We start from the raw sequence: 22,647 nt of genomic DNA, 5'->3' as shown, positions 1-22,647 counted from the left end.
CCCAATCGGTGTCTCAGATGTTATGACATCCGAAACTCTCAGAACTCATGAGACGGCACAGTTCTTCACTGATACGGGCAGACGACGTCGCGTTAGACGCCAACCGGTATCATCATTACCCTGATCGCGTCGATACCGGGGGAACCCAGTGGTAACCCAACGGGAACACTGCGCCCTCCCCCGGTGTTGACGTAGGTGCCCTGGAGGCTGTGCAGGAGCCGTGCGCTTTGTCAGCCGGGACATTACGAGAGACGAGCCATAAGGAGACCAGAAGCATGGCAGACCGCGCACTGCGAGGCATGACCATTGGCGCGAAGTCGATGGAGTCGGAGGACGGCGTCGAGTTCGCCGAGCGGATGATCATCAGCTACGAGTGCCCGATGGCGCACGTCACCAGGATCCCGATGTCCACCGAGGCAGAGGTGCCTCCCACCTGGGAGTGCCCCGAGTGCGGCCAGCTCGCCGCCCGGCGCGGTGAGGACGAGCCTGAGCCCGACGAGCCCAAGAAGACCCCGCGCACCCACTGGGACATGCTCCTGGAGCGCCGCAGTGTCGATGAGCTCGAGGTTCTCCTCAATGAGCGCCTTGAGGCGCTGCGCAGCGGTGAGGTCTACCGCGAGCGGGTCAGCGGCTGACGGGGCCGTTAGGAGCGCTTCTGGCGAAATGAGCCAGTCGGACGCTGCTGCCGGTACCCGGCGGTGGCCCGGCGGCGCTTGTTACGGGCGGCGCGCAGCCTGCTTCCGGCGAACTTGGCCGCATCGAGCAGCTGGCCGGAGCGCTTGGCCACTCCCCAACGGGTCACGAGGGACAGCTCCTCGGTGAAGATTCCTCCGGAGAGCTTGGACTGTCCGGCCTCCCGCTCCAAGAAGGTGATCGGCATCTCCACGATGCGACCGCCGATCTCGTCAACCAGCTTGGTCATGTTGACCTGGAACCCGTAGCCGAGGGCCTCGACCTTCCCGAGGTCCATGCGACGCAGGATCGAGGCACGGAAGACCCGAAAGCCTGCGGTGGCGTCCTTGACGCGCAGACCCAGCATGGCGTTGATGTAGAGGTTCCCAGCCTTGGACAGGGCCACGCGCTTGGCGTCCCAGCCCTCGGTGGCGCCGCCGGAGACCCATCGTGAGCCGATGACGAGGTCCGGCTCGTCGGCCATCTCGGCGCGCTGAATGAGCAGGGCCAGGTCCTCGGCGCGGTGGGAGCCGTCGGCATCCATCTCCACGATGAGCTCGTAGCCGGCGGCCAGTGCCCAGGAGAACCCAGCGAGGTAGGCCGGGCCCAGCCCGTTCTTCTCCAAACGGTGCAGGACATGGATGTGGGAGTCCTCGTGCGCGCGGGTGTCGGCGTAGTCCCCGGTGCCGTCGGGGGAACCGTCGTCGACGACGAGAATGTCTGCCTCGGGAGCGTGCTCGCGGACCCGGTCCAGTGCCGTGGGCAGGGACTCGATCTCGTTGTAGGTGGGGATGACGACGAGTGCCTTCACTTCTGTCTCCAAGGTTGGGGGCGGTGTTGCGCCGAGGCTAGTGGCGGCGCCCTGAGGTTATCTGAGATCAGCGGCGACGCCTGCGATTCCCAGACGCAGCCACTGCTTTCCGTCCTGAGCGCAGCCGGCTCAGGATACCGGCTCCCACCAGTAGCCCCGCACCGGCGAGGAGAATGAATCCGGGGGCGGCACCGAGCCGGTCGGCGACGGTGTGTGAGCTGCGCAGCGGGACATCGGCCACGAGGCTCGCCTGGGTGTAGGGCCGGGTGATCTGCTCGACCTCACCACGGGGGTTGATGATGGCGGTGTAGCCGACGGTGGAGGCCTGGATGACGCTGCGGCCGTGGACTACCGCCTGAACGCGCCCCTGGGCGAGCTGCTGGGCGGCCTCGCCGGAGTCGAGGAAGGAGGCGTTGTTCGTCGGGATGATGATCGCCTGCCCTCCCTGTGCGACACCGGCGCGCAGGGAGTCGTCGTAAGCGGCCTCGAAACAGATGCCCATGGCGAAGGTGACGTCCCGCCCCTGGGTGACGGCCGGAACCGTCAGTGTGCTGGGGCCGGTACCGGGCAACATGTCGATGCCGACCCGGTCCACCTGAGTGGTCAGGCGCCGCACCAGGGAACGGGAGGGAATGTACTCCGCGAAGGGCACGGGCCGGTGCTTGCGGTAGTAGGGATGAGCCGTCTTCCCGGAGACGTCTCCGGGATTCCAGATGAGGACGTCGTTGTAGCGGATGTCGCCGACAACAGGAACCGCGCCCACGAGCACCGGCGCCTGGACCGCCTGGGCGGCCTCATCGACGATGGTCGCCGATGCCGGGTAGTCGCGAGGGTCCAGGTCCGCGGAGTTCTCCGGCCAGATGACCATGTCGAGGCTGCCGGGGCCGACGTCGGCGGCCAGCTGCTTCGTCGCCGTGGTGTGGTTGCTGGTCACCTCCAGGGCCCGGTTGTAGGCGTCCTCGAAGTCTGTGGCCACATTGCCCTGCACGGCTCCGATACGGACGGTGCCGTTCTCAGCGCGCGTCTGCAGTGGCAGCGTCCTCGGCGCAATGAGCACAGCCGCCGTGAGCGTTGCGCAGACGAGGACCGGCATGGCGCGGCGCTCATAGACGGATCGAGCCGCGTGAGCGATGCATGCGGCCGCCAATGCCACCAGCAGCCCCACCCCGGCGCTGCCGACATAGGCCGCCGCCGGCAGGATGGGGGCATCCGCCATGGCGAAGGCCAGGCGCCCGAAGGGGAAGCCGCCCAGCGGCCACACCGAGCGCAGCTCCTCGACCCCGGACCACAGCACGGCGAAGAAGAGCACGCCGGCCGCGCCGGCAGGTACGTGCCGCGTGAGCCGCCTTCCCTGGGCAGTCCCCTGGAGCAGTGGCAGGCGGCTCACCAGGGACCAGGCCCCGCCGAGTCCGGCCAGGAAGAGGGACTCGAAGAGCGTCAGCGCGATCCAGCCGATCGGGTTGCCCATGCCCACCATCGTGAAGTGCAGCAGAGGAGTGAACAGACCGAAGCCGTAGAGCAGTCCCAGACCGGTGCCCGCCCAGAAGCGGCGGCCGCTGATGAGGAGCATGAAGGCCCCGACCCCGATGAGGGCCGACCACCACAGGTTCACCGGGGGGAAGGCGGCGTAGGTGGCTACGCCCGCCAGCAGCGCCACCGCTGCGGGCACTGATCGGCGAAGCCAGAGGGAGGACCGAGAAAGCAGCCGAGTACGCAGCCTGGAGGGCAAGCGGGAGGGCACTGTCACGCGGTGAAGCATACGGGCAATACGCCGACGCCTCTCCTCGTTCCCGTCCGTAGACGGGCGGAACCGGGCGTGGAGGCGTCAGTCGTTGTGACGCTCCTGGGTCCCCAGGAGCCGGTGGTACAACGGATGGCAGACGCTCAGGGCGAGTCCCGTGAGCACCAGGCCGACGATGACGACACCGAGTGCCAGCGGAGACGCGCCGGACATCGGAGAGGTACCCATCAAGAGGGAGCCCATGACGATGCCCAGTCCCGCACCCCCCAGAACGGCGAGCAGGAGCGGCGTATAGGCCTCCATCCACATGACGCGCAGACCATAGCCTGCGGGAGCGCCCATACGGCGCAGACTGCGGGACTGCTCCGCGCGCTCGATGGTTCCTGAGGCCTGGGTGATGAGGATGGAGGTGGCCGTCAGGGCGAACCCGAAGGCCAGGGTGATGATGGCACCCTTGTCAACGTCCCACAGGAGGCCGTAGATGAAAGCCTCAGCCGAACCGGCTTCCTTCGCCGTCATGGTGCTCAGTCCCAGCGGCATGGGTGACATGAAACCGCCAATGAAGGCCAGCAGCCCCATGGCGGAGACCCGGTGCCACGTCGTGGTGGGTGCGGCCTGAATGCGGCGAGCGGTCCAACGCATGACCGGACCGCGCAGGTGGGCGAGCCCTCGGGAGAGCAGCTGCGTGAACCATGACCCGGCCAGGTCGAAGACGGCGATGAGTGCAACGATCATGACGCACACGATGATGAAACGATGCTGCTGCGGTACCGACCTGATGACCTGCGGGGCACCGAACAGCGTCACGAGGAACACGATGACACGCCAGACGCCGGCGCGCGGTCTGTTGCTCCGTCGTGAGACACCCAGTGGGGAGACTCGCACCTGGCGCAGCCCCCGCCAAGCCGAGACCTGGCCAACCGTGACGACTCCCACCAGGACAACGGCCAGGTATCGCAGCGGCAGCATCATCTCGCCGGCGGTGATCCGGGTTCCCATGACGGTGAGTCCGCCCCAGGCGGGAAGTGTGATCAGGTAGATGGCGGTGCCGATGACTGCGCCTACCACCGACTGGACAAGGGCGTCCAGCAGGGACATACGGGTGACGTCGGCCCCGGACAAGCCCATCAGCCGCAGAACAGCCAGGCGCCTTTCACGGCTGCGCGCTCCCAGGACCGCGGCACTGGAGGCCAGCCCCACCATGGCCGGCACCAGCATGGCGCAGGCCAGAATGGACATGCTGAGGTACTGCGATGCCATGAAGTCGAAGCCGTAGCCCGCGTTCTTGGCCGCGTCTACCCACACCGGAATCCGTTCGGGGTGCGTTCCACGGCTGTAGAGCATCCACGTGCCCCCAGCGACGGTCAGGGCCGCGCAGGTGGCTACGGTGTAGGCCAGGACGCTGGCCAGGTACAGCAGCGTCTCCCCCTCGCGGGAGGCGAGCCGTGCACGGGTCAGGCGCGCAGTGAGGCGGGCGAGGACCGGAAGGCCGGGGCGGGAGGAGTCTGCCCTGGGCACGGTGATGGAGCGGGGCCCCGCGGTGCTTGAGGCATTCATCGGATCGTCTCCATCCTCGCGGCCTGCGCGGAGCGGTTGGCCGTGTCGACGTTCAGGAGACGGTCGGAGTGGACCAGTCCGTCACGGATCTCGATGAGGCGTGAGCACCAGCGTGCGACATTGACATCGTGCGTCACCACGACCAGCGTCGCGCCGGCCATGGAGACGGCTGCAGTCAGCAGCTGCATCATCTCGTGACCGGTTGCCTGGTCCAGGGCACCGGAGGGCTCGTCGGCGAAGATGGCGCGGGGACTGCTCACCAGCGCCCGAGCGATTGCCACCCGCTGGGCCTGACCGCCGGACATCTGCGCAGGACGCCGGCCCATGAGGTCTGTCAGACCGAGTCGTGCGAGCATCTCGTCGGCGGCGCGCAGTGCTGACCGCGTCGGTGTGCCAGTAAGCATGAGGGGAAGAGCCACGTTCTCCCGAGCCGGTAGCTCGGGGATGAGCTGGCTGTCCTGAAAAACGAATCCCAGCTCGCGCAACCGCAGGTGGGATCGCTGCGCATCAGTGAGACGGGAGATCTCGGTGCCCCCGAAGCCCACGCTTCCCTGGTCCGGGACGAGGACTCCGGACAGGCAGTGCAGCAGGGTCGACTTACCCGAGCCCGAGGGCCCCATGATTGCGACGCTCTCACCTACGGAGACGTTGATGCTCACGCCGGCCAGAGCCGTCACCGTACCGAATCGTTTGACAATATCGCTGGTGGTGATCAGTGGTGTGCTCATGTCTCTCATTTCATCGTCTTCTTGGAACGATAGCGATAGTGCTCGCACTGCTGTCGAGGTAGTGCTGGGTATACCTCTTGGTCAGCCGATGCCCGGCCTGCCGGCTCAGGTGAACCGGACACGGTACCTTGGGAGCGTGCAGCTCAGGTTCTCTCCGCGGTGGCCCGGCAGGGCCAGGCCCACGCATGAGGCCGTTGCCGCCCGGCGGATCGCCGAGCTGACGGCCTCCCGTCGGGAGATCGTTGCGGCCTACGAGATCGAGCGCCGCCGTATCGAACGCGACCTGCACGACGGCGCTCAGCAACGTCTCGTCGTCGGGCTCATGAAGCTCGGCGAGGCGCAGCTCTCCCCAGCCGTTACCGCGGATCCCGCACTCGCCGCTCTTCTGGCCGAGGCGAAGTCGGCCATTGCCGGCGGGCTCGAGTCGCTGCGCACCACGGTGCGCGGTATCCACCCCCAGGTGCTCACCGACCTCGGCCTGGAAGCGGCTCTGACAGACGCGGTGGATCGAGTCGACAGGACTGGCAGGACCATTAGGATCGTTTGCCCGCACCCTCTGCCGACGATGCCCGAGGGCGTCCTGGCTGCCGCTTACTTCTTCGCTCTGGAGGCGATGACCAACGCGCTCAAGCATGCTCCCGGAGCCGAGATCACGATCCTGCTGACCGTGGATAAGACCCTGAGAGTCTGCGTCGTCGACACCGGGACCGGCGGAGCCCACCTCCAGCCGGGTCGTGGCCTGGCGGGTATGAGGGAACGGCTTGCGGCCTTCGGCGGAGAGCTTCTGTTGTCCAGTCCCCCGGGTGGACCGACCCAGGTCGCGGCGCACCTGCCCCTCCTCCTGGCCCGTGGGGAGAGCGGTACTGGCATCGACAGGGTCGATAGTACGGGCGCCATGACTGGCGCAGAAGGGCAGGAGACATGAGCAAGGCCCCCTCACTGGTACTCGCCGATGACTCGGCCCTCCTGCGTGAGGGGCTGGCGGGCCTGCTGGAGCGCCAGGGCTACGACGTCGTCGCCCGGGAGAGCAGCGCGCCGGCACTCATCCAGCGCATCGACCACCTGGATGGCCGGGGGCGCCTACCCGATGCCGTGATCACCGACGTCCGCATGCCGCCGTCCATGAGGAATGACGGCCTGGAGGCCGCGCTGGATATTCGGCGCCGTCATCCGGCCGTGTCCATCATGGTGCTCAGCCAGTACGTGTCGGCAGCCTACGCCCAGCAGCTCCTCGCCTCCGACGCCCCGGCAGACGCCGGCGGAACGGGCTACCTGCTCAAGGACAGGATCTCGGAGGTCGCGGACTTCCTGGGCTCCCTGCGAGTGGTCCTGGCCGGAGGCATGGTGACCGACCCGGAGGTGGCCCGGGCCATGGTACGCAGCTCTCGCTCGGGGCTCTCGGATCTGACGCCGCGCGAGCTCGAGGTCCTCGAGCTCATGGCCCGAGGGCTGTCGAACAGTCAGATTTCGGTTCAGATGGTTGTGTCAGGGGCGGCGGTCGCCAAGCACGTCTCGGCGATCTTCCTCAAGCTGGGGCTGGACCCCTCCGAGGAGAACCGGCGGGTGCGCGCCATCCTCGCCTTCCTCGGTGACGGGCTCAGCAGGTAGCTCTCAGTCGTGAGCCCGGCGGCGGGCCAGGACATGGTGCACGGGCTGCCAGGCCAGGGCCAGCAGGGTGCCGATGACGGCTCCGATGAGGCAGGACATGGCCGTTCCAGTGATCCAGGACAGGACCGGGTTGTGGGTGAGCTCCTCGGCCCACTCGATGGCGTGGTGCAGCGGGTGGAAACCGACCTTGGCGAGGTTGACTGCCAGGATATGGCCGCCCACCCACAGCATCGCCACGGTTCCGACGATCCCGATACCGCGGAAGAGCGCCGGCGCAGACGTCACAATCGCGCGGCCAAGGGAGCGGATGGTGCCGGTGCGGCCGTGGCCTGCCAGGTGCGCGCCGGCGTCATCGAGCTTGATGAGGGCCGCCACCAGGCCGTAGACGGCGAAGGTGATGAGCAGGGCGATGAGGACCAGGACGATGATGCGCCGCATGGAGGACTCCCCCTCCACCTCGGCCAGGGCCAGCAGCATGATCTCGGTGGACAGGACGAAGTCCGTGGTCACGGCCTGACGGACGATCTGGGCCTCGTCGACCGGGCCGGTCTCCTCCTTGGCGTGAGCAGCGCCGCCGAAGCGCTCCAGGATCTTCTCCCCGCCCTCGAAGCACAGGTAGGTGCCGCCGATGACGAGCGCCACCGGCAGGAGCCACGGCGCCACGGCCGTCAGCAGCAGGCCGATCGGCAGAATGATGAGGAGCTTGTTGCGCAGCGAGCCCAGCGTGATCTTCTTGATGATCGGCAGCTCACGGTCCGGAGTGATGCCGGTGACGTACTGGGGCGTGGTGGCGACGTCGTCGACAGCAGCCGCTGAGACCTTCGCTGAGGCCTTGACGGCCATGGAGGCCGTGTCGTCAACGGTGGACAGCGTCAGCTTGGCGAGCGTGGCGATGTCGTCGAGGAGGGCGAAGAAGCCTGACATAAGGGCATGAGTCCTGTCGTCCGGAGTATCGGCTGGAACGAGAGTACTAGCCCCAGCGTCACACGGCGGACCAGCTCACCACTCCCCTATTGAGATCCAGGGAGGCCTCGGCGGCGCGCATCGACAGGTCGGTGACCGCCCTGGCCTGCTCGGGGGTGGCGTCCGGTGGCGGTGAGAGGCTCGCGATCTGCCCGACGACGTCAAGCAGCTGCTTGCACCAGCGCACGAAGTCCCCGGCCGTCAGCTCCGTGGCGTCCAGGATGTCCGCCAGCTGCGCTCCGTCACACCAGGCCTGGACGGCACCGGCCAGCGCAGGCTCCGCCCCCGAGGAGGCCTCGATGCGGGCCAGGGACTCCAGGTCGTGGATCCGGTGCGAGACCCCCAGCTGTGCGCGCAGGCACTGGCCGAGCCTGGATGCGGGCGCCACGGGCAGCCCGATCGACTGGGCGCTCAGTCGCGGCTCGTAGACGCAGGCGCTCAGCGCACCGGCCAGCTCTGCGGCGCTGAGATCCTCGAAGACTTCCGTGCGCAGGCACTCGGCGATGAGCAGGTCCCGCTCGGCGTAGATTCTGGCCAGCACCTTGCCGGTACCGGTGACCCGCAGCTCGCGCTCCGGGTGCCCCCGGTCCACAGGACGCAAATAACCCAGCTCGAGCAGGACCTCGCAGACGGCATCGAAGAGGCGCGCGATGGTGCCGGTGCGAGTCTCGATGCGCCGTTGGAGGCGCTCGGCCTCGGCCTGGGCCCTGGACCACTTGCGGCCCACCCGGGCGTGCTCCTCGAGGTCGGGGCACCCGTGGCAGGGGTGGGAGCGCATCTCGTGGCGCAGGCGCTCGAGATTCTCGATCGCGCTGTCCCGGCGGGCCTGAGCGCGGCTGGAGCGGGTGCGTGTGCGCTTGCCGCCCTCCAGGTCCCCGGCACGTAGAGCGTCGACCAGGCGCTGAACGAGCCGGTCCCGGTCCCGGGGCCGGTGCGGGTCCACCGAGTCCGTCACTCGCAGGGCGCCCACGCGCATGACGCCGTCCGGCGCCGTGTCAGGGGTCAGGGCGACGACCCGGGAGTCCTCCCCCAGCACCGTGACGGTCGGGTTCCCGGTCCGGTCGGCGCCGACCTGAAGGACGATGCCGTGGCGGCGGCGTCGACCCTTGCGGAAGACGATGACGTCACCGCGTCCCAGTGAGCTCATGGTCCGTCCCGTCTCGCTGCGGCGCGAGGCGGACTTGTCCCGCGACAGGTCCGCCTCGGCGTCGGCGATGGCCTGGCGCAGGGAGGCGTACTCGCGGAAGTCGCCCAGACGGCACGTCATGTCCTTCTCCAGGCCCTCCAGGCTGCGGCGTTTGCGGCGAGCCTGAGCGGCCAGCTCCACGACGCCGCGGTCGGCCTGGAACTGGGCGAAGGACTGTTCGAGCACCTCACGCACCCGCGTCCGTGGCATGCGCTCGAGCAGGTTGACGGCCATGTTGTAGGTCGGGCGGAAGGCGGAGACCAGCGGGTAGGTGCGCCGGGAGGCCAGCGAGGAGACCGTGGCCGGCTCGACGTCGTCGGCCGCCAGCACGACGGCGTGGCCCTCCACGTCGATGCCGCGGCGCCCGGCCCGGCCCGTCAGCTGGGTGTACTCCCCCGGGCTGAGGGTGACATGGGCCGAACCGTTCCACTTGCGCAGCGACTCCAGGACGACGGTGCGGGCGGGCATGTTGATGCCCAGCGCCAGGGTCTCGGTGGCGTAGACGACCTTGACCAGGCCCGCACTGAAGAGTTCCTCCACCGTCTCCTTGAACACCGGCAGCAGCCCCGCGTGGTGGGCCGCAACACCACGCTCCAGGGCGTGGGCCCAGAAGTGGAAGCCGAGGACCCCCAGGTCGCCGGCGGGGATGTCAGCGGTACGTCGCTCGATGACCTCCCGGATCCGTGCCGCCTCGGCCTCGGTGGTCAGGTCCACCCCGGCGCTGACCACCTGGTGGACGGCCTGCTCGCAGCCCGCCCGGGAGAAGACGAAGACGATCGCGGGCAGCAGGCGGGCCCCCTCCAGGGCCGTGACGACCTGCAGTCGCGAGGGCGGCTTCAACCTGGCCGTGCGGGCTCCCCCCTCGCCGCGGCGAGGCGCTCGTCCGCCTCGGGCGGAGCGCTTCCAGGGCTGCGGCCCTCGGGCCGAACCACCACCGCGGCCGCGGTAGCCGTTCTTTGATGCGCCACCGGAGGCGGCGGCACGCCGGGCCTGCTTGACGGCCTTGAGCAGCTCTGGGTTGAGCGGGGGCTGCTGCCCCGTCTGCTCGGGCATTTCAGACTGGTCGAGCTGGTCGGAGTGCTCAACGGCATCCGCGGGGTGGGAGTACAACGGCAGCAGCCGGCGACCGACCATCATGTGCTGAGTCAGCGGGACGGGGCGCTCCTCGGAGACGACGACGGCGGTCCTGCCGCGTACCTGGCCGAGCCAGTCGCCGAACTCCTCGGCGTTGGAGACCGTGGCGGACAGGGAGATCACCTGGACCTCGGCTGGCAGGTGGATGATGACCTCCTCCCACACCGGCCCGCGGAAGCGGTCGGCCAGGTAGTGGACCTCGTCCATGACTACGAAGCCCAGTCGGTCCAGGTCTCGCGAGCCCGAGTAGAGCATGTTGCGCAGCACCTCGGTGGTCATGACCACCACGTCCGCGTGAGGGTTGACGGAGGTGTCACCGGTCAGCAGCCCCACCCGCTCCTGACCGTGCCGGGCCACGAGGTCCAGGTACTTCTGGTTGCTCAGCGCCTTGATGGGGGCGGTGTAGAAGGTCTTGAGTCCCCGGGCCAGGCCCAGGTGCACGGCGAACTCCCCCACCACCGTCTTGCCGGCGCCCGTCGGGGCGGCTACCAGGACGCCCTCTCCTCTCTCGACGGCGCCGCAGGCCTCCTCCTGGAAAGGGTCGAGAGGAAAGTCGTAGCCCTGGGCGAATCGGGCGAGCTCACTGCTGGAGGCGGCCTGTCGACGTCGAGATGCGGCATAGCGCTCTGCTGGTGAGCTCATGGCAACCACCCTACGGGCCGGATCAGCCCTGAGCCGGTAGGAGCAGCCGGACGGCGTCGGGGACGGCTTCAAGGCGCAGGGGCAGCTCGGCCAGCGGCTCGCCATCGGCGAAGGGGTGAGGCGGTGGGCGCAGGCCCCGGTCACGGCCGGTTCGCTCAGCGAGCGCCTCAATGGTGACGGTGCGGCTGCGCTCCACGTGGACGGCCGGGTCAGTCATGTGTGTGCCGCGGAAGAGCCGGCGGAAGAGGGTGAGCAGGCGGGTGCGGCCCACGGGGTCCAGGCGCAGCACCTCCAGCAGACCATCGGTGGGGTCGGCCTGGGGCGCCAGGTCCATGCCGCCGCCGATGTAACGGGTGTTGGCCGCCGCCAGCAGGAGCGCTTGCCCCTCCCAGGTGCCTTCATCGGTGGTGACCCGGTAGCCGTAGGGTGCCAGCGTCGCGAGCTCAGCGGTGAAGGCGCGTACGTAGCGTCCCTCACGGGCGGGCCAGGAAAGGGTGTTGGCGCGGGCGTTGACGGCGGCGTCCACCCCGGCGCTGACCACGGCCAGGGACCAGCGACGCTGCGGGGCGAGCAGGGTGCCGTCGGGGCGTGAGGCGTAGATCGCGTCCACCGCCGTGATTGCTCCCTCACCGGACAGCGCCTGGTTGATGAGGCGGGCGGAGGCCTCCGCATCCCGGCTGGGCAGATTGAAGTGCCTGGCGATGTCATTGCCGGTGCCGGTGGCCACGATGCCCAGAGGCACGCCCGTCGTGGCGACGATGTCTACCCCCAGGTGAACCATGCCGTCCCCGCCGACGACGACCAGTGCCTCAATGTTCCGGTGCGGCCCGTCGCCCAGGAGGGTCCGTCCTGCGCGACGCGTCTGCTCGTAGGAGCTGCCACGGACATGAAGGACCTCATGGCCGGCCTCGGTAAGAACCCAGAGGGCAATATCGTCGGCGGCCGCGTGACGGCCTCTACCCGAGGTGGGGTTGGACAGCAGAGCGATACGCATCGAAGGAAGAGCAAAGACAAGCCAGGCGAATATGAGCAGCTGCGCCTGGCTACTCGGCCAGGGCGGCCTCGAGCTCGGCGTCGAGCTCGGCGCGCTTTCTCTCCACCCGTTTGTCATGCCTGATGGAGATGAAGCAGGCCAGGAAGTACAGGCCGGCAATGGGAACGGACATGAAGATCATGGACCAGGGATCCGGCATCGGGTTGACAATGGCCATGAAGGTGACGATACCCACAATGGCCCAGCGCCAGCCCTTGAGCATGGTCTTTCCCTGCATGAGCCCGAGCATATTGAGGGCGACGAGAACCTCGGGCAGGAGGAAGGCGATGCCGAAGGCGAGGACCATCCTCATGATGAAGGACAGGTAGAGATTCGCCCCGATCACTCCGGCGGTGGGGCCGTTAGGGATGAAGCCGGTGAGGATGGCCACGGCGCGCGGCATCACCCAGATCCCCAGAGCCGCACCGGCCAGGAAGAGGAACAGGCCGGCCGTGCCATAGGCCCAGGTGTAGGCCTTCTCCTTGCGGGTCATGCCCGGTCCGACGAAGGCCCAGAACTCGTATATCCACAGCGGGGAGGAGAACAGAATACCGAGCCAGATCGACACCTCGAGCTTCATGTCGAAGGAGGCCAGAATCGTGTCGAAGTTCAAGGTGAGATGCGCGCCCTTGGCATTGGCCTGCTCGATGGGCCGGGTGATGAGGGCGAAGGCCCGCTCGTAGACCAGGTAACCGACGACCGTCATCACCATGACGCCCGCGGCGGAGACGAAGAGACGTTGGCGCAGCTCGCGCAGGTGGTCCCCGATGGACATGCGCGCCTCGGGGTTGTCCTTGCGCCTCGATCGCTTGATCTGAGGGAGCTTGGGCACCGCGGCCTCCTTCGTCTGCAGGTCACCGGCTCTCGCCGGATGACATCACTTCTGGGATGAGCCCTCGGTGCTCTGAGCGGTCTGGCCGGACTGGGTGGGCTCGGTGTAGTAAGTGCCCTCCTGCGGCTGCTGAATCTGAGCCTGGGAGTCCTTGGAGTCGTCGTCGCGCAGCTCCTTGACCTCCTTCTTGAAGACCTTCATGGACTGGCCCACGCTGCGGGCGATGTCAGGCAGCTTCCTGTAGCCGAACAGCAGGATGACGACGATGAGCAGGAAGATGATGTGCGACGGCTTAAAGAGGTTCACGGCGCTGCTCCTTGTGGTAGGGGCTATCGATACGGGCTGAGTGTAGCCTCCCGGGCGGGCGCCTCAGAACGAGGGTCCTGATGGTTCTCCCCAAGGCGGACGGGGCAGGGTTCAGCAGTGATATGCGGCCAGAGCCTGTGTGGCTGCTGTTGCGGCCTCCTGGGCGAGGTCCGGGGGCTCCACCGCGATGAGATGACGCCCCGCGGAGAGGACCAGGCCGATGAGCCAGGCGCGGTCGCGTCCCTCGACGACGACCCTGAGGCGGCCGTCCGCGGTCTCCTCCTGGGAGAGGCACGGGACCTGCTCGGCGAGCCAGCGGCCCGTCGGCTGCAGAACCAGCGTGGCGCGAGGCCTGGTCCCCGCGCAGTGGTCGGCCTTGGGCTGGTTCCTTCTGCGTGAGGCGCGGTGCCGCACAGAAGGGGTGTCGAGCAGCGTGACTGACGTGATCCGGTCCAGGCGGAAGCTGCGCTCGGCCTTGGCACTGAGGCACCAGCCCACCAGCGTCATATGTGATCCATCACTTTCCAGTGTGATGGGATCGACGTCTCTCTCCGAGGGGGTGTCGGTGGCGGAGACATAGACCAGGTGGAGGCGGCGCCTGTCGCGCAGAGCGGAGCGCACGGCGGCCAGGATCCGGGACGTATGGCTGGAACGTCCGGTGTGCGCGGGGTCCGGGGCGATGGGGGTGACGGTTCCCGGATCGACGTGCGCGTCGGTGCCATCGGCGGAGGCGCCTGAGCTGAGCAGAGCGGTCACCGCCTGCTGGGTGGAGGCGATCACGGGTGCGGAGGCTTCGTCGTCGGCCAGGAGGTCGGCGAGCACCCTGAGCGCCATGAGCAGAGAGATCGCCTCCTGCCGGGTGAGGCGAACCGGGCGGTCCAGCCCCAGCGGTTCGGACAGGCGCAGGCGCCCAGCCTCGAAGTCCGCGGCGTCGAAGTCCACGAGGTCCCCGTGCATGCCACCGGGCAAACCGGAGACCCACAGCGTGTTGACGTCGCGCTCAATGACGGCCGGGCTGACGCCGAAGTGCTTGGCGGCCTCCGTGAGAGTCACGCCGGGGTGCTCCGCAACCCAGGCGGGCAGGGCGAGCAGCCGCGTGAGCTGGTCGGAGGCGGATACGCGCGCCATGGTCACTCCCCCTCCGGTGCCGTGAGCCCAGCCGCGCCTTGCAGGTGGGACAGGACCGCCTGGCGCAAGGAGTCAGGGGCGAGGACGACGACGGCGTCACCAAGAGCGGCCACGGTTCCGGCGAAGGAGAAGGGATCCTCGTACTCGACGGCGATGAGATCACGGCCCTCCAGGTGCGCCAGCAGAGCAGGCAGTTCTGCCTGCGGGCCCTGAACCGGATCGAGGTGGGCCCCGGCCAGACGCAGTCCCAGAGCCCGCCCCGGCAGGGCGGCGAGCAGAGCGCGCCGGCGGCTGGGCGCCTTGGCGGGAAGCCGGGTGAAGGCTTTCGGGCTCCCGTGCACGGTAACTGACCCGGTGATGCGAGCCAGTCGGAAGGTCAGCAACCTGACGGCGGTTCCTGCCGGGCCCTCCGGTTCCCTGCTGTCGTCTGGGCCGTGGGCGCCTGTGGGCTCGACGGCGTCGAGGTACCAGGCGCCCTCGGCCAGGCGCAAGTGGTGCGGCTCGACAGTGCGGGCCCGGGTGCTGCCCGAGCGTGCGGAGACGTAGTCGAAGGTGACCAGGCGGCGCTCGTCGACCGCGGTGATGAGCTCCTCGGGGATCTCGTCGCCGGACAGGTCCGCGGTGAGGACCGGCAGACTGGCGGAGCTGCTGCCGGTCGGTCCCTCACTGACGGCGCGCAGCTTGGTCAGGGCCCTCCGGGCCGTGGCGGGAAGGTCGCCGTCGCGCCAGGCGGAGGCGGCTAGACTCAGGCAGGCGGCCTGCTCGGCGCTCAGGTGCAGCGGGGGCAGGGTGTAGTCCTCCTCAATGATCCGATACCGGGGCTCCTCGGGGCTTCCGGTGGCGGTCACCTCGATACCGAGCTCGCGCAGCGTGTCCTTGTCCCGCTCGAACTTGCGGCGAGCCGAGAGCGGATTCGTGGAGGGGTCCGCCAAGCCGTATCCCGGCACGCTGGCCACGATCTCCTCGGCACTGAGACCGGTGGTGGTGTTGCGCAAGGTGAGCAGAAGGCTCACCAGGCGCTCCTCAGTGCTACGGGTCGGCTGGCTCACGGTGCCCCAGCCTAAAAGAGTCCGGTGGCCTGCGGCTGGTGACGCGCGCGCCCAGATAGTCTGCCGCCATGATGTGGCGCGACGGCGTAGTGACCGGGACCAGGACGGCATGGGGACCCGCGGGGCGATCCTGCGCCGAGCTGGACGTGGAGATCGTCGGGGCCCCGAGTAATGCGGATGGCCTGCTGTCCGGTCAGCGGGTCCGTGCGGTCGCCTACGAGGCCCTCACCGGGCTGCCCGACGTCGCCGAGCGGGTGAGGCTGGAGGTCTCGGCCCTCGACCGTGCCCTGGGTACGGGTGGGCACGCCATGGTCAGCTCTCGCCTAGACGTCCTGCCCCCCGACCCGCCGCGTGAGGGGCACCTCGTCAAGGCCCGCTACATGCCGGACCAGGTCATGGTCACCGGTGTCGACGAGCAGGCCACGGCCCACCACGGCCTGCTGTCCCAGCCGATCGGCAGCCTCGACCTGGAGGGGATGCCGGTGGTGGTGGCCGACCTGCACTCGAGCCTGCCGGCGGTGCTCGCCGGGCTGCGCTCCCCCAGCGGTGAGGAGCAACCGCGCGTCGTCTACATCATGACCGACGGCGGGGCCCTGCCCCTGGCCTACTCACGAGTCGTCGCCTCCCTGAGCCAGGCCGGGTGGCTGTCCGGGACCATCACGGCCGGTCAGGCCTGGGGTGGCGACATCGAGGCGGTCAGCGTCCACAACGCGCTCCTGGCGGCACGACACGTCCTGCACGCCGACGCCGCCATCGTCATCCAGGGGCCCGGGAACCTGGGCACCGAGACGCCCTGGGGCTTCTCCGGTGTGGCCTGCGGGGACGCGATCAACGCCATCGCCACGCTGGGCGGACACCCGGTGGCCTGCCTACGTGTCTCCCAGGCCGATGCCCGCGCCCGCCACCGGGGCGTGTCTCACCACTCGATGACGGCGTACGGGAGGGTCGCGCTGGCGGGGGCCGACGTCGTCGTCCCCGACCTGAAGGGGCCGCTGGGAGTACAGGTGCGTCAGGAGGCCGAGTCCCTGTGCGGCCCCCGGCCGGGCGCCGGGCAGCACCGACTCGTCGAGGTCCCCGCGGACGGGCTCCTGGAGCTGCTGCGGGCGGCGGAGGTGGAGACCGGGGTCAGGCTGTCCACCATGCGACGAGGTTTGGATGAGGACGCGGCAGCCTTCATCGCCGCAGCGGCGGCCGGTCACCACGCGCGCCAGATCCTTGACGAAGGAACCGCGCATGGCTGATCGAGACGGCCAACCGGGCACGACGGCCCGCAGCGCGGTGCTGCCGACGACAGCGAGTCTGTCAGCGGCCTACGACTGGCGGGCCCGTCACCGCATGGTGCCGGGGCGAAGAGGCCGCTGGGCACGCTACTCGATCCCGGTCGTGGATCTCGCTCTGGGGACCGTCTTCCTCGCCTTCGCTCTGGAGTCGGTCACCTTCATCCTGCGCTACGGCGGCTATGCCATCTATGTTGCGGACTTCGCCCTGTACCTGGCGCTGGCGCTGACGCAGTTCGGACGGTTGCGCCTCCTGCGTGTCTCCTTCATCGCGACCTACGCCCTGCTGGCGGCCTACGCGATCCTCGTGGTCCTCTCCCCCGTCAACCTCGGCCTCAACCCGATCATCGCCACAGCCATTACCAGTCTCTACACCGTCACCCGCTGGGAGCCCGACCGGCGGTGGGGCACGGCGGCGCTCCTGCTGGCGCTGGCCGGCGCCCTGGTCAACCCCGTTACCCTCGCCTCCTACACCCCGCCCTACGAATCAGGCGCCGACCCGACGACAGGCTCCGGCTGGGACGGAACCATTCTGCTGGTCAGAGCACTCTCCAGTCTGGTCTTCGTCGGTGCCGTGGTACTCACCTACCTGCTGGCCTCCTCCCGGCGCCGGATCGCCGAGAACCAGGCCCTCGACGTCGGCATCGCCGCGGCCCAGGCGGTTGCGGCCGAGCGCCTGAGCCTGGCCCGAGAGCTCCACGACCTCGTGGGTCACAGCCTCACCACGATCAAGGTTCAGGCCGCCACCGGCCTGGCCCTGGGCGGTGAGGAACGGCTGCGCAGCACCCTGACCACGGTGCGCGACACTGCCGATGCCTCCCTGGCTTCCGTGCGCCAGCTCGTCTCCGTCCTACGCTCCGACGCCGGCGAGATCACTCCCTTGGCGGACCTGCGGACCATCCCGGCCCTCATCGAGACCACCCGCAGCTCAGGCAGCCGGATCAGCGCCGCACTTCCCGAACCGAAGATCCTGGAGCGCTGCAACTCGGCGTGGTCGGCGATACAGCGTCTCACCCTCGTGCGTCTCGTGGGAGAGACCCTCACCAACGCCGTCAGGCACGGAACCGGCCAGATCGAGCTGAGCCTGACACTGTCGCAGGACTCCTGCCACCTCCACGTCGCCAACCCGGTACCCGACGTCGTGGAGCACTCCCCCTTCGGCGGCAGCGGGCTCGCCGGCCTCGAAGAGCGGCTCAGGCTCGTGGGCGGAACCATGACCCACGGCGTCCACAACGACGAGGACCACAGCATCTTCACCATCGACGTCGACTTCCCTGTGGCGCCGCTCGAGCTGCCCGCGAGCGCCACGATGGCCGGTGAGACAGGATCAGGAGACTCCAGATGACGCTCAGGACGACCGGTGCGATCAGGGTGGCTGTTGTCGACGATCAGCCGCTGCTGGTCAGTGCTTTCAGCGCTCTCGTGGCTGCACAGCCCGATATGGAGGTGGTCCTGGAGGCCGTCAACGGGCGTCAGGCCATCGAGGGCTTGACCGCTCTGGCCACCGGTCCCCGCGGAGGGGCCGATCTGGTGCTCATGGATCTGCGGATGCCGGTCCTGGACGGGGTCAGTGCCATTCGTGAGCTGCGTGCCACGCCGGCCACTGCCTCCTTGCGGGTCCTGGTTCTGACCACTTTTGATGATGAGGATCTCGTCCTGGCGGCGCTGGGCGCCGGCGCCCACGGATTCCTCCTCAAGGACGCCGAGCCGACGACGCTGCTGGAGGCGATCCGCGTCGTCGCCGGCGGAGAGTCCTGGCTGGATCCGGCTGTCACCGGCACCGTTCTGGCGCACCTTGATGCAGGTGGCGGACCCGGTGCCCCGCAGTCGTCGGCACCGGCCGATGGGGCCGTGCCCGTTGTGGGGGCGCCGTCGGGGCCTTACGAGGCGCTCACCGGTCGGGAGGACGCCGTACTCGCGTTGGTGTGCCAGGGGCTGAGTAATGCCCGGATCGGTGAGCGGCTCCATGTCGCCGAGTCGACGGTCAAGTCCCATGTCAAGACGATCCTGGGCAAGACGGGCTGCCGCAACCGGGTCGAGCTCGTCATCTACGCGCTGACCACTGGGCTCGTCCAGCCGCGGTAGCTCTCCTCCCCAGGGAGGAGACGGGGTTGTGGGAGCGGGTACGGACTGTGTCCCTGGTGGGGATTCGTTGAGGTACTGGTGCGCACAAGTATGGGGCCATGACAGCCACCGCAACAGCATCACCTCCCCCCTCCACCCACGGCGCCGGTCACACCCCCGGGCTGAGACTGACGGGGGTATCGAAGTCCTTCGGCCGCCAGCAGGTGCTCTCCGGCCTCGACCTGTCGGCCTATCCCGGTCGCGTGTACGGGCTGCTCGGTCTCAACGGGGCAGGCAAGTCGACCGCCTTCAATATCGCGCTGGGGCTGCTCACACCCGACGCAGGTCGTGTGGAGATCCAGGGGGCTCCGTTCTCCCGTCGCAGCCTGGCTCGGGTGGGGGCCTCCATTAACGGTCCCGCCCTTTTCCCCCAGCTGTCTGCGCGGCGCAACCTGCTCGTCCACTGCCGTCTGACCGGTACCTCACCGGCGACGATCGACCCGCTCCTGGAGCGCGTAGGGCTGGCCGGAGTCGGTAGGAAGCGCGCCGGCTCCTTCTCCACGGGTATGAAGGTGCGCCTGTCGCTGGCCATGGCGCTTCTGACCGACCCGGAGGTCCTCATCCTCGACGAGCCCCAGAACGGGCTGGATCCTCAGGGCATCATCGAGCTGCGCGATCTTGTGCGGAACCTGGCCGACGAGGGCCGCACCGTCGTCGTCTCCAGCCACCAGCTCGGCGAGATCGCCCGCATGAGTGACGACATCGGGGTCCTGGCGACCGGGCGCCTCGTCTACGAGGGGCCGCTGGCCGACTTCGCTGACGCCGACGATGAGCGGGCCATGGAGGCGGCATTCCTTGCGGCGGTCACCGGAAGCGGACGCCCCGCCGGGACGGAGGTGCGCGCATGAGCACCGTTGTGCGGCCGCAGACCCGGGTGAAGGCGCAGGGGAAGGCAGAGGTGAGAGTAGGCCTGTGGGACCTGGTGCGTGCCGAGATCACCCGCAGCCGGCGCACCTTCACCTGGGGAGTCATCGGGGCGACCCTCATCTTCACCGTTCACACCATCATCCTGGCGAATGCCTCGGTCTCTTCAGGCGTGGTCAAGGAAGTCCAGTGGAACGGCAATGCTCTGGCGTGGATGCATATGTATGCCGGGGCCTTCGCGGTGCCCCTGGGGCTGCTGACCGGGGCGATGGCCCAGTGGCGCGAGCAGCGGTGGCGTCAGGGTGGGACGGCCTGGCGCGCCGTCGCGCCGCGCCGGGTGGCGGCTGCCCGCATCGTGGTCCTGAGTCTGTCCGCGCTGGCCTGTCAGGTGGCACTGGTCGCCCCGGTGGTGGGGCACGCCCTCATCGTGGGCAACGGCTGGGGGCCCTGGGACAGGTACCTGCTGTTCGCCACCTACATGTGGATTGTCGTCACCGGGGCATGCGCCTGGGGCATGGCAGCCTTCCGCGTGCTGCGAGTTGTCTCCGTCGGGGTCGCCCCTGTCCTGGGCTTCGTCTGGTCCGTGGTGGGCGTGGCCCAGGCCGAGCGGAGCGACTGGTGGATGCTCCCGTGGGCCTGGACGGCGAGAGTCCCGTTGCCCCTGCTGGGCGTGCACGGCAACTCCGTCCTGCTCGAGGAGGGCTCACCGGTGTGGGGATACTCGCTCCTGCCCGGGTTCCTGCTGACGTCCGGCCTGACCCTGATCGGCGTTGGACTGGCCTTTCTCTGTGGCGCTCCTGGTGGCGCCGGGTCCTCGACTTCGTTGGTTTCCTGGCTCAGCCGGCTGCTTCCCGGCAAGGACCTCGATGACGGCGTGCTACCGAGAGCCGGCTCGGATCAGGCCTTGGTGCAGGCTCCGCTGTCGCCGCCCCGCGGCACCCCGGCGTTCCGCGCCACGCCCGCCACCCGTATGGCCCGTATTCCTGGGACGCGCAGTACCGTGCTGGCAATGGCCGGCGTGCTGCCCTGGATCGTGTGGGTAGTCCTGGCGGCCCTGCTGCTCGCCTGCCTGGGGGCTATCCGCGTCGCTTACCCGCCAGACTATGGTCAGATCCTCCTCGAGCTCGTTGGTGTGCCTGTCGCCGCGGCCATCACCGGTATCATGGTGTGGGGACGTCTCCAGCCGGCCTGGCGCACCCTCATCACTCGCCGGGGGGCATGCGGGATTCTGGTTTCGACGACGGTTCTCAGCGCTCTCTTCCTCATCCCGGTCCTGGTCGTCTCCTGGATCGTGACGGTCCTGGGCGACACTCTGACCCGCACCGACCCGAACCTGCCGGCAGTGACCGGCCCGGTCTACGGGCTCATGGTGATGCCGGCCGTGGCATTTATGATCGCGGCTGTCAGCCTGGCGGTGGCTCTGAGTACCCGGATCGTCGTGGCGATCGTCCTCAACATCATCCTGGTCGTCATAGGGCTGCTCATCGGCGGTAACGACGTCATGGCGGCCACCTGGTTGTGGCGGCTGGCTCCTTGGGGATGGATGAGCGTTGCTCACCAGTTCCCGGGACGCTGGCTGATGATCGTCGGCCTCAGCCTGCTCATCGGGTCAGTGGCGATGGGGACAGCGGTCGTAGGAGCCAGGCGCGCCGCCATCCGGGAGTGAGTGGGGCTGCTGATTGGGATGCGCGGATGGTGGGGAGGAACGTGTCGGCTGCGAAGATGGGGGCTTGCCCCTGAACGCGGGGATATGCCGCGGGGGATCATGCGTCAGTGTCATGATGATTGCTCACATCGCGTGAGCTGAGGTGCTCGGATGTGAAGTGCGGTGGACGGCCGGGATCCAGCTGACCTCTGAGAGGTGTCCGGGGCAGTGCGCGCCACCGCCCACTCAAATTCCCAAGCCCCTGCCGTCCATGTTATAGCTGGTGCGTTCGTAGGTTAGCTCGCGTGTTCGGGGGTTAAGGGTACGAACCGGCGGCCTACCCTACGAACGTGTGTACCAGGTGTCGGGTGGGCTGAGTGGGGCTTGGCGGTGTGTTGTGGGGTCTGGGTGTCACGTTTGGCGACTTTTAGGGCGCCCATCAGCTGGCGTGCCCCTGCCTGTATGGCTCTGGCCAGCGTATACGTGGCCGGAGTGTGATGGTCGTCGGCCTGGGGTGTGTCTGAAAAGTCGCCAATCGTGACACCACACTCGCAGGGCGAGCCTGGTGGTCTACTCTCCGGATGTGTGTGCTGGGGCGGGGTTAGTGGCCTTGGGCTTCTTCGGCGTCGTCGGTGAGGTAGGTGACGACGCGGACCAGGTCGTAGGGGGTGGAGGTCTCGGTGGTGGTGATGGTGCCTTCGATGGGCCGCCAGGTGGCCTCGCCCTGGGGGCGGTACCGGGTGGTCCAGGTGGTGGTCAGGGTGGTGGTCACACCGGTGGCGGTGTGCTGGTAGTGGTGGGTCACGGTCTGGTTGGGGTAGGGGGCTCCGGGGTCGGTGGTGGTTGTGGTGGTGCCGTCTCCCCAGCCCCAGGTGTAGGAGGTGGGGGTGAACTCGACCTCGATGGGGGTGCCCAGGATCGTGGTGGTCTGATACCGGGGGGTGGGGTTGGTGTAGACGATGAAGGCCATGGAGATGATGACCTTGGGTCCCGGGGGCTGGCGCGTGATACCTGAGCCGGAGGCGATGAGGGTAGCGGCCTGGCGGGTGGTGATCGTGATCGTGCGGGGGTCGGTGCCGGTGGGCTGGTCGGGCTGGGTGGGGCGGTGGAGGCTGGCCAGGTTGCACTTGAACTTATCCAGCCCGTACTCGTCCTTCTCAGGCGAGCACTCCCGGTGAGACTGCTCCTCCCACATCGACGGATCCGAGGCCGTCACAGACGGATGCTCCTGAGACGGAGACCCACCAGAATCCGACGCACCCTCCTGAGGGACGGTCTCAGTCACCTCCCCGTAGGTTTCCACTCCTGCATCCGTGAAGGTTATTGAGGGGGTGGTGGTGTAGGTGT

The 22,647-nt window shown here is 68.5% G+C and carries 20 protein-coding genes; 8 read left to right on the top strand and 12 right to left on the bottom strand.

Going from position 1 to position 22,647, the window contains the following annotated elements:
- Positions 1-275 precede the first annotated feature (275 nt).
- Positions 276-635: an RNA polymerase-binding protein RbpA gene (locus BKH20_RS09725; protein WP_070658976.1), complete on the top strand. Its 360-nt coding sequence runs from the start codon at positions 276-278 to the stop codon at positions 633-635.
- An 8-nt stretch (positions 636-643) separates the two neighbouring features.
- Here the strand turns inward: BKH20_RS09725 and BKH20_RS09720 are convergent, their stop codons facing one another.
- The 4 genes from BKH20_RS09720 to BKH20_RS09705 all read right to left on the bottom strand — a co-directional run bounded on the left by BKH20_RS09720 (position 644) and on the right by BKH20_RS09705 (position 5,518).
- Positions 644-1,483: a polyprenol monophosphomannose synthase gene (locus tag BKH20_RS09720; protein WP_075390894.1), complete on the bottom strand. Its 840-nt coding sequence runs from the start codon at positions 1,481-1,483 to the stop codon at positions 644-646.
- A 67-nt stretch (positions 1,484-1,550) separates the two neighbouring features.
- Positions 1,551-3,188 carry an apolipoprotein N-acyltransferase gene (lnt, locus tag BKH20_RS09715; RefSeq protein WP_075390898.1) on the bottom strand — a complete coding sequence of 546 codons (1,638 nt, stop codon included), beginning with the start codon at positions 3,186-3,188 and terminating at the stop codon, positions 1,551-1,553.
- A gap of 120 nt (positions 3,189-3,308) precedes the next feature.
- Positions 3,309-4,781, bottom strand: coding sequence for an FtsX-like permease family protein (locus BKH20_RS09710; protein WP_075390893.1), 1,473 nt, complete (start codon positions 4,779-4,781; stop codon positions 3,309-3,311).
- Entirely contained in the window at positions 4,778-5,518 is a 741-nt protein-coding gene (locus BKH20_RS09705) for an ABC transporter ATP-binding protein (protein WP_081381677.1), read from the bottom strand. Before BKH20_RS09705 ends, BKH20_RS09710 begins: the two co-directional genes overlap by 4 nt.
- Positions 5,519-5,645: 127 nt before the next feature.
- On the opposite strand from BKH20_RS09705, the gene BKH20_RS09700 reads away from it, so the two are divergent.
- A complete protein-coding gene (locus BKH20_RS09700) occupies positions 5,646-6,434 on the top strand; it encodes a sensor histidine kinase (protein ID WP_256693127.1) in 789 nt (262 codons plus the stop codon).
- Complete coding sequence (locus BKH20_RS09695; protein WP_075390890.1) at positions 6,431-7,117, top strand: response regulator transcription factor; 687 nt, start codon at positions 6,431-6,433, stop codon at positions 7,115-7,117. Before BKH20_RS09700 ends, BKH20_RS09695 begins: the two co-directional genes overlap by 4 nt.
- Before the next feature lie 3 nt (positions 7,118-7,120).
- Here BKH20_RS09695 and BKH20_RS09690 read toward each other — a convergent pair whose 3' ends face one another.
- The 7 genes from BKH20_RS09690 to BKH20_RS09660 form a co-directional block, all read right to left on the bottom strand.
- Positions 7,121-8,041 (bottom strand): DUF808 domain-containing protein, encoded by a 921-nt coding sequence (locus tag BKH20_RS09690; protein ID WP_075390889.1) that lies wholly within the window; start codon positions 8,039-8,041, stop codon positions 7,121-7,123.
- A 58-nt stretch (positions 8,042-8,099) separates the two neighbouring features.
- Positions 8,100-11,042 (bottom strand): DEAD/DEAH box helicase, encoded by a 2,943-nt coding sequence (locus BKH20_RS09685; RefSeq protein WP_075390888.1) that lies wholly within the window; start codon positions 11,040-11,042, stop codon positions 8,100-8,102.
- Positions 11,043-11,064: 22 nt separating this feature from the next.
- A complete protein-coding gene (locus tag BKH20_RS09680; RefSeq protein WP_075390887.1) occupies positions 11,065-12,036 on the bottom strand; it encodes a diacylglycerol/lipid kinase family protein in 972 nt (323 codons plus the stop codon).
- Between the two features lie 49 nt (positions 12,037-12,085).
- Positions 12,086-12,907, bottom strand: coding sequence for a twin-arginine translocase subunit TatC (tatC, locus tag BKH20_RS09675; RefSeq protein ID WP_075390886.1), 822 nt, complete (start codon positions 12,905-12,907; stop codon positions 12,086-12,088).
- 45 nt (positions 12,908-12,952) lie between these two features.
- Complete coding sequence (gene tatA / locus BKH20_RS09670) at positions 12,953-13,213, bottom strand: Sec-independent protein translocase subunit TatA (RefSeq protein WP_070658983.1); 261 nt, start codon at positions 13,211-13,213, stop codon at positions 12,953-12,955.
- Between the two features lie 111 nt (positions 13,214-13,324).
- Positions 13,325-14,341 (bottom strand): helix-turn-helix transcriptional regulator, encoded by a 1,017-nt coding sequence (locus tag BKH20_RS09665; protein WP_075390896.1) that lies wholly within the window; start codon positions 14,339-14,341, stop codon positions 13,325-13,327.
- Between the two features lie 2 nt (positions 14,342-14,343).
- Positions 14,344-15,390, bottom strand: coding sequence for a helix-turn-helix transcriptional regulator (locus BKH20_RS09660; protein ID WP_178388584.1), 1,047 nt, complete (start codon positions 15,388-15,390; stop codon positions 14,344-14,346).
- 68 nt (positions 15,391-15,458) lie between these two features.
- Between BKH20_RS09660 and BKH20_RS09655 the strand changes: the two genes are divergently transcribed.
- The 5 genes from BKH20_RS09655 to BKH20_RS09635 all read left to right on the top strand — a co-directional run bounded on the left by BKH20_RS09655 (position 15,459) and on the right by BKH20_RS09635 (position 21,321).
- Positions 15,459-16,631 (top strand): DUF3866 family protein, encoded by a 1,173-nt coding sequence (locus tag BKH20_RS09655; RefSeq protein ID WP_075390885.1) that lies wholly within the window; start codon positions 15,459-15,461, stop codon positions 16,629-16,631.
- Positions 16,624-18,012 carry a sensor histidine kinase gene (locus BKH20_RS09650; protein WP_075390884.1) on the top strand — a complete coding sequence of 463 codons (1,389 nt, stop codon included), beginning with the start codon at positions 16,624-16,626 and terminating at the stop codon, positions 18,010-18,012. Before BKH20_RS09655 ends, BKH20_RS09650 begins: the two co-directional genes overlap by 8 nt.
- Positions 18,009-18,752: a response regulator gene (locus tag BKH20_RS09645; protein ID WP_075390883.1), complete on the top strand. Its 744-nt coding sequence runs from the start codon at positions 18,009-18,011 to the stop codon at positions 18,750-18,752. Before BKH20_RS09650 ends, BKH20_RS09645 begins: the two co-directional genes overlap by 4 nt.
- Before the next feature lie 98 nt (positions 18,753-18,850).
- Positions 18,851-19,639: an ABC transporter ATP-binding protein gene (locus BKH20_RS09640; RefSeq protein WP_075390882.1), complete on the top strand. Its 789-nt coding sequence runs from the start codon at positions 18,851-18,853 to the stop codon at positions 19,637-19,639.
- Positions 19,636-21,321 carry a hypothetical protein gene (locus tag BKH20_RS09635; protein ID WP_081381676.1) on the top strand — a complete coding sequence of 562 codons (1,686 nt, stop codon included), beginning with the start codon at positions 19,636-19,638 and terminating at the stop codon, positions 21,319-21,321. Before BKH20_RS09640 ends, BKH20_RS09635 begins: the two co-directional genes overlap by 4 nt.
- A gap of 580 nt (positions 21,322-21,901) precedes the next feature.
- Here the strand turns inward: BKH20_RS09635 and BKH20_RS09630 are convergent.
- A partial coding sequence (locus tag BKH20_RS09630; RefSeq protein WP_256693126.1) for a zinc transporter occupies positions 21,902-22,647 on the bottom strand: 746 nt, incomplete at its 5' end.

The sequence above is a fragment of the Actinomyces oris genome (assembly GCF_001937445.1).
GTDB classification, from domain to species: Bacteria; Actinomycetota; Actinomycetes; order Actinomycetales; family Actinomycetaceae; genus Actinomyces; species Actinomyces acetigenes.
Note: the sequence above shows the minus strand (reverse complement) of the source record. Positions and strands in the feature narration are given on the sequence as shown.